Here is a 7172-nt window from a genome sequence, read left to right as displayed (position 1 = left end):
CCTCGCCAATTGAGCTTGCCACAAGTATGTCAAATTCCCCGGAACGGAACTTTTCCATTGTCTGCCTTTGGATTGCCTGCGTGACTCCCTCTTTTTTGCCGACAAAGCGCTGGGCCTTGAAGCCAAGTGAGCAAAGTTTTGCCACTATTGTTGAAATCTGGGCCCTGTACTGGACAAATACGATTGTCTTTTGCCCCCTGACATTCTCCAAAAGCTCCACAAGCTTTGCAAGCTTTGGGTGCTCGCCTCCCGTCTCCAAGGACTGGACTATTGCCTTGATTCTTGAGTCCTTGAGTATCCGTTCTATTCCTTTTGTCTGCTGCCTTGACTTGAGCTTTTCAATGTATGAGAGGAAGGTGGCGACCCCCTGTGTCTCAAAAAGCTCCTGCGCATGAACTAGGTTGAAAAGCGTCGTGAAATACGAGAGGGCCGAATAACGCATGTGCGAGGTGCTTCTTATTATCCTGTCGCGAAGCTCCAAAAGCCCTTTTTTTGACTTGAACTTTCCAACAAAGCCCATAGAGCACAGGGTGTCAAAGTGCTGCTGTATGATTTTTTCAAGCGACTGGCGAATTTGCCAAAGCCTAGAGTCCAGCTCAACCGGCACATAGTTTATCTGCACTTTCTGGACGTACTTTGCAACTGACTCGTCTTCATCTGTTCTTATTTGGACGTTTTTTATCCCCAATGCTTCAACAAGAGGCGCGATTTTTTTCATGTTTGAGCCTGGTGAGGCAGTCATTGCAAGCACAACAGTGCCTTGCTGCACCGCAAGCTTTGCAAGGTGGGTATATGCATACAAGCCAGTCGTGCGGTGAGCCTCGTCAAAAACGCAAAATGCATAGTCAAAAACGGCCCTTCCAGCCTCCACGTCGTTTTTGAGTGTTTGGGGGGTGCATACCGCAATTTTCCTCTTCCATAAGTCCGCTCTTTGCTCTGGCTTTATTTCGCCTGAAACAAGTGCCACGTCCTCTCCACCAACATCCAAGTCCTCAAGAATCCGCCTGTAATGTTGCTGGACAAGTGGTTTGGTTGGCGCAAGAAACACGCATTTCCCCTCTTGCAAAAAGTGACCCATTGCAAGAAAGGCAATGAGGGTTTTGCCAAGGCCGGTTGGAAGAACAACAAGCGTGCTTCCCTTCTCAATGATTGACCTGCATATTTCAACCTGGTACTGGCGCGGCACAAGTGATTTGTTCTTGAGAATTGGGAACTGGGCATGGGCTTGTTGCTGCCCTGTGCCGATGCTTTCCTGCTGCTTTTCCATAAAAGCAATTTTGCTGATTTGGGTTTAAGAAGCAGACTGGGAGACCCAGGCATCAACTCGAAGAAACGCTTCTTTTGAAAACAGATCTTTGACGCGCAGTTTTGCAAAAAAATTGAATGTACAAGAAAGGCGGGAAAGCGGTGTCAGTTAATAAAACCACGACCAATGCAGGTTTTGCGCTGGTTTTATATATTTCCTGTGGTATAAATAAGGTGTAAATGGAAGGAAAAAAATTCAAAAGGAGATGAAACCATGAGCTATATGACTGCCAAGGCGGAAAAAATTTCAGCTGTCAGGAAAATAAAGTTTCATTTTAACTTGAAATCAAACGAATGGGCAGTGAGCAGATTTGGGCTCAATGCATTTTGGCTTGGATATAGGGCAGGAAAAGAAAATGGATTTTTCACAAAAATGTTTAAAAAAGCAGGAGAGGAAGAGGTAAAGAATTTTCTGCATAACAGGGCTATAAAACTGGAAAATAAAGGTAAATTTAAAGCTGCAAGCGAATGTTGGGCGGAAATAGCATATCTTGAGAATGGTGATAAAGTAAAGGCAGACCACTATGCGCGAGCAGCAAGAAATGCGGAAACCGCAGGATTATACGAGGATGCCGGCAAATATTTTGAAAAAGCGGCACGGCACTATGAAAAACATGTGGATTTGCCAGAAAGAATAGCTCAACTTAAAATAACCCAACTTAAAAGCGCAGTTGAGAATTACACAAAAGCGATCGAATGGATTGAAAAGCTTCCTGAAAAGAAAAAAGACGTATATATGCTAAGAAAGAAGATGGAGCTTGAAATTAAAGTAGAGGCGATTAAAAAGGAAATAGCCTGACATGCATAGAGCCAAAAATAAAGCAAGAAAGACAATTGCATCTCAAAGAAGAGAATAGACAAATCCGGTAGTTTACATTTTCATCTACTTTTAGACACATTTATAAACCTATGCCAAAGAGTCGTAAGATGCATAGCTGGACATAGCTTTATATACAAGTTGTGGTAAAATATATATTAGTGTGAAACACAGCCTGCAGGTATTTTACATAATGGAGGCGATGCCACATGGTGCAACAAATGCAAAATGCTCAAATGACAAATGCCCCACACAGAAAACCACAGAAAATTGTTGATGCTCCAACAGCATTTAAGAAAATGGAGACTGCCTCAAAGCTAAGTGCAAGGAAAATCTACTTTACATATTTTAAAGAATTGATAAACAAATTGCCTGCGAAGTGGGCAGAAAGAAAAGAGTACGCAAAGGCAAAATCCAATGTAAGCGCACTTAGGATGACTGAAAACCTAAGCGAAGAGGAGACAGCGCACCTGTATGAAACACATGCACAGGCATTGGCGCAACGTGGTAATCACAAGTATGCAAAGCTGCTATTTTCCAGTGCCGCAGACCTGCTTTCTGGAGTTAAGGCATCACAGCTATACACTTCTGCTGCAAGAGAAGCGCTTATTGCAGGCCAGGTGCAGCGTGCACTTGAGTTTGATGACCAGGCACAACATCTGATTTTTGAATCTAGCATGAAGGAGAGATTCCCCCAGATGATTAACCACAAGCTTGAGTTTGCGGAAAGGTATGTGCAGCTTTGCGCAAAGCCAGGCTCTGGCCTTACAAACGAGGAATTCGCATCTTTGAATGCAAAGGCTGAGGAGTACATAATAGATTCGCTGAACATGGTAGACAGGTATAGGGTAAAGGTCACAAAAACAAGGCTTAAGGCAGTTGTTGAAAACATGATAAAGGCAGCGGAAAGCTACAAAGAGTGGAGGACTGACTTGCTAAAACGAAGGATTTTCTCAAACGAGCGGCTCATACACATGCTTGACATAGTTGACAAGAGGCTTTACAAGATGGCCTTTGAGATTGTTGAGAGATTTGGCGTAAAAATAACTGATGAAAAGCTTCTAAAGCGCCTGAATGGCGAGCAAAAGGAGCAATATAAGGCTGCAGTTGTACTTGCGGCAAGAAGCGATGGGATGAAAAAGGGCCTAAAGCTTAGGGCGAAGGCAGCACTTAAGAAAATAGAGGAAGAGCACAGGAAACAGATGGAGGCGCAGCGCAAAAGGCTGCTTGCGGCAGTGCCAAAAAAGATCTTATTTGACGATTCCAGCGGGCGAATCGAAAGGCCAGGTGGGGACGGGATTGTTGATGAGACGGCAGTTGGTCAGGCTTGATTTTGGCAAGAAGCAAAAGTTAATAAATATAAAGTGGTAGAAATAGAGTATAAGATGGAATTTCAATGGCCAGAGTGATTTATCTGGCTTGTTTGAGGTGGGGGAATGAATAATATATTCAAGACGACAATTGCTGAAAAAATTGCGACAAGCAACCTTGGGCAGAAGATAGCAGGAACGGCACCATTTCAAAAACTCACAACGCTTGGTGTTGTAAATAAAATTAGAAGGCGAATGGTGGTGGCTTTTACAAACATAAGAATCAACAGGGCAATGAAAAAATACGAGATGGATGATTGGCAGTGGTCGGAGGCAATTGAGAGGCGCGCAAAGGAGTTTGAGGCAAAGCTCATAAATTTCAAGCATAAGGCGGGAAGAATGGCTCTGCACACAAAAATTGCCATGTTTTACGAGGAAGCTGCCTTGCTTGCATACGGGCAGAGAGGGGCACAACTGATGCAAAAAGCCTACGAAAACTACTTTGATGCCAAAGATAACAGAGGCACAATAAGATGCATAAAGGAGTCGCACGTAAGGTACAGGGACAATGGACTTCATGACCTGATGGCAGAAAATGGAAAAGCGGCAATACGCATGATAGACAAAATCAATGAGACTGCAAGAAGCAAGATGTCACGCGTATTTATTAAGGAACTTGCAATCCTGAAAAACATGATATATGCGGACATAAATTCTCATGCAGTCAAGCTGAAGAAAGCCGCATGATGGTGCACATTTTAAAATCAAGGCGTGCCAAATACTGGCATGGCAAAAAAGAGTGCGCCAAGTGCCAAAAGTGGTGCTGAAGGCGGGATTTCCTATTCGTCTGCCGGCGTTGATGTAAAAAAAGTAAAAGGCATCCAGGACCAGGTAAATAAGCTTATTTTAACAACATCAAATGAGTATTCCATTCCTCTAGCCGGGCATTACGCAGGCTTATTTAGGTATCCTGGAAAGACCGGGGTTATTGAAAATAGAGCCGGCACAACTAGTATGGCACCTGGAAAAACGGCAAGCGGTTTTGGTCAAGGTGCTGGTGCTACTTTTACAATGCATACAGACGGAGTTGGGACAAAGGTTCTTGTTGCCCAAAGCCGCGGTATTTATGACACCGTGGGCATTGATGCTGTTGCCATGAATGTCAATGACCTTGTCTGCATTGGCTCAAGGCCCATTGTTGCCACAGACTATCTGGCGCTAGCCAAGGCTGATGAGGAGCTTATTTTGGAAGTTGTAAAGGGGCTAGTTGAGGGTTGCAGGCAGTCCAAAGTGGCGCTAATCGGCGGAGAGACTGCCATAATGCCAGACATAATCAAAGGCGGGGAAAGGCCTTTTGACCTTGCAGTCACCTGCGTTGGGATAATTGAAAGGGAATTGACAGGCAAGGACATGAAAGTCGGGGATGCGCTTGTAGGATTGCGCTCAAGCGGGCTGCACTCAAATGGCTTTACGCTTGCAAGAAGGGTTCTTGATGAGGGAAAGTGGGGTAAAACAATGCTTGCCCCAACAAAAATCTACAGCGAGGCTGCACTTGAGATGCTCAAGTTCGGCCAGGTGCACGGCATTGCGCACATAACTGGAGGGGCTTTCTCAAAGCTTTCAAGGATAGGCAAACATGCAGGCGTGGGATTTTTACTTGACAACATGCCAAAGCCGCAGGCAGAGTTTGAGGAGATTGCAAAAACAGTCCAGTCTGATTACGAAATGCACAGGACATTTAACATGGGAGTTGGAATGGTTGTCGCCTGTCCCCAATCCGAACTTTCAAGAATTATTGAGATTGCAAAAAAGCACGGCATTGAGGCAGGCCAGATAGGCGAGGTTGTTGCAGGCCATGACGTCACGCTGCAAAAGGATGGCAAAAAGATTTCCCTTCTTTGATACGGACGGAATAACGCAACCCCTGGGCTTTACGTTTCAAGCAGTGCGTCAAGCTGCTCTTTTACCCTAAGGACAAAACATGCTGCAATTCCCCAAAGAATGGGGAGCCATAGCGGAATGCCAAAAAATAACGGGTTTGAATAGTTCCAGCCGCCAAGCCAGATTGCAATTGCCTCTGCCGATGCCCCCCAAAGGCCATAAAGCGCAAACAGGATGGTTTCATTCCTGCTCTTTCCAACATAAATAAAACCTGCGCCAATTGCCAGAAGAAGGGCAAAAACCAGGTACTGGTCTTTCCAGCCCAAGGCTACGACCAAAAGAGAGAGCACGGCCAGGGCGCAGCTATATGCAAACTTTGCCGTAAGCCTGGAAAATAAACTTGAAGGCAGGCTTGGGCCATGAACTTTTGAATTGCGGGCAGTCTCTCCCATGACCTAATTTTTCCGGAAATGTTTATAATACCTGAAATTGGCAAAGAGAAAAATGCTTGCAAGGTTTTGGCGGCTAATAAGAAAATGGCACTCCACAAGACCTGGGTTGCAAGGTGCCATATTGCGGCATGGAACAAAGATTTAAATACACAAATTGAGCTATTTTGTCACAAATTCAGGGGGAAGGCCATGAAGCAAAAAAATTTCCAATACCTAGCAGGCACCATAAAAAATGTCTCAGCAGCGTGCCTGATAAACACAAGGAGGGCAAGCCATTTTTTCAATAAAACCCTTTGCAGGGAAGAGAGGATAATTTTTGAAAGCAAGAAGCTTTCATACAGCCTTGAGATGCGCGGCTCTTTTGGAAAAAGCGTAAAGTGGCTTAAAGTAGCGCTCAAGCACAACAGGAACCCTGTTGTCCAAAAAAGCTTGCTTACACAGATGGCGCAGGTTTACAAAAATGAATCAAAAACCCACTCTGCCTTGGGCCATAATATCCACCAGAAAGCAAAGAAATGCCTTGGCATAAAGACACAGCCGTATGGTGATTACTCAAAAAGTCAGATTGCAGGCATGCTGACAAGGGCGCTTGGGGAATTTGAAACAGCAGCAAGGATACGGGGCGAAAGCTGCAATATCTGGGTTCTTCTCAACCACGACCATCTGGCACACAGGGGATACAAGAGAATGGAGAAATACTATGAACTGTGCCTAAAAATAGTAGAGTTGCTTGAGGATGGGAGTTTTTCAAGTGTCGGCGCAGGCATTGACAGTGAAAGGATTGCAGGCATTAAAAAAATGAAAAATGAGGCGGCAACCTGGGCCAAGCTATATTCAGGGCTTTCTGTCAGAACGCACTCAGGGGGCATTTGCGAGTAGATAAAATGCATATGGAAAAGAATAGCCATAGGGTGAGAATATGATAAAACAAAAGATAACTGACTTGAAAGTGACACAAAACAGCGCAGTTGCTATCAGTTTAGTGAATAAAGACACTGAAATTGAGAGACTTAGAAATAAGACAGCTTACGAGAGTGCAAAGGACTTGACTAAAACGGCAAATGACCTCATAAAGGAAGCTGATGATAAGGGCACCCCAGATGACGTGGCGAAGGAAAAATACAGGCAGGCGGCAGAATTGCTCCGTCTTGCCGCAGAAGGATATAAAGAGATTGCCCATGATAGGCGGGCAGAGGATAGGATGAGGCTGCACCATGAGTGCATAAAAAGAGTTAAGGCGATAGAAAGAGGGGAAAGAGCAATGGCTGGGCCAATTATCCAAGTTTCTGTTGAAGAAACTGCCATGAAAGGACAGGTTAAGAAAAAAGCTTGGGAAATAAAATCCGAAGAAAAAGAAACTATTGCTTCCCAGTAATTAGTTAGGGGAGGTTTGGCGAATGGCGCACA

General features: G+C 44.6%; 8 protein-coding genes. 6 read left to right on the top strand and 2 right to left on the bottom strand.

The genetic code is table 11. From position 1 onward, the window contains the following. Positions 1 to 1267 (bottom strand): DEAD/DEAH box helicase (locus tag FJZ26_02870; protein ID MBM3229350.1); only part of this gene is annotated, 1267 nt, incomplete at its 3' end. Between the two features lie 252 nt (positions 1268 to 1519). Between FJZ26_02870 and FJZ26_02865 the strand changes: the two genes are divergently transcribed. The 4 genes from FJZ26_02865 (at position 1520) to purM (ending at position 5334) form a co-directional block, all read left to right on the top strand. Beyond that, entirely contained in the window at positions 1520 to 2104 is a 585-nt protein-coding gene (locus FJZ26_02865) for a hypothetical protein (protein MBM3229349.1), read from the top strand. A gap of 239 nt (positions 2105 to 2343) precedes the next feature. After that, entirely contained in the window at positions 2344 to 3453 is a 1110-nt protein-coding gene (locus FJZ26_02860; GenBank protein MBM3229348.1) for a hypothetical protein, read from the top strand. 105 nt (positions 3454 to 3558) lie between these two features. Continuing rightward, the gene (locus FJZ26_02855) at positions 3559 to 4179 is read left to right on the top strand and encodes a hypothetical protein (GenBank protein MBM3229347.1); all 621 of its coding nucleotides are present in this window, start codon (positions 3559 to 3561) and stop codon (positions 4177 to 4179) included. Between the two features lie 39 nt (positions 4180 to 4218). After that, positions 4219 to 5334, top strand: a complete 1116-nt coding sequence (purM, locus tag FJZ26_02850) for a phosphoribosylformylglycinamidine cyclo-ligase (GenBank protein ID MBM3229346.1) — start codon at positions 4219 to 4221, stop codon at positions 5332 to 5334. A gap of 29 nt (positions 5335 to 5363) precedes the next feature. Here purM and FJZ26_02845 read toward each other — a convergent pair whose 3' ends face one another. Continuing rightward, complete coding sequence (locus FJZ26_02845; protein ID MBM3229345.1) at positions 5364 to 5765, bottom strand: hypothetical protein; 402 nt, start codon at positions 5763 to 5765, stop codon at positions 5364 to 5366. A gap of 189 nt (positions 5766 to 5954) precedes the next feature. Between FJZ26_02845 and FJZ26_02840 the strand changes: the two genes are divergently transcribed. Continuing rightward, a complete protein-coding gene (locus FJZ26_02840) occupies positions 5955 to 6644 on the top strand; it encodes a hypothetical protein (GenBank protein ID MBM3229344.1) in 690 nt (229 codons plus the stop codon). A gap of 40 nt (positions 6645 to 6684) precedes the next feature. Further along, positions 6685 to 7140 (top strand): hypothetical protein, encoded by a 456-nt coding sequence (locus FJZ26_02835; protein ID MBM3229343.1) that lies wholly within the window; start codon positions 6685 to 6687, stop codon positions 7138 to 7140. The last annotated feature ends 32 nt before the right edge of the window (positions 7141 to 7172 follow it).

The organism is Candidatus Parvarchaeota archaeon (assembly GCA_016866895.1).
GTDB lineage: Archaea > Micrarchaeota > Micrarchaeia > Anstonellales > VGKX01 > VGKX01.
The sequence above is the reverse complement of the archived record's forward strand: the minus strand, read 5'-3'. Positions and strand labels throughout refer to the sequence as shown.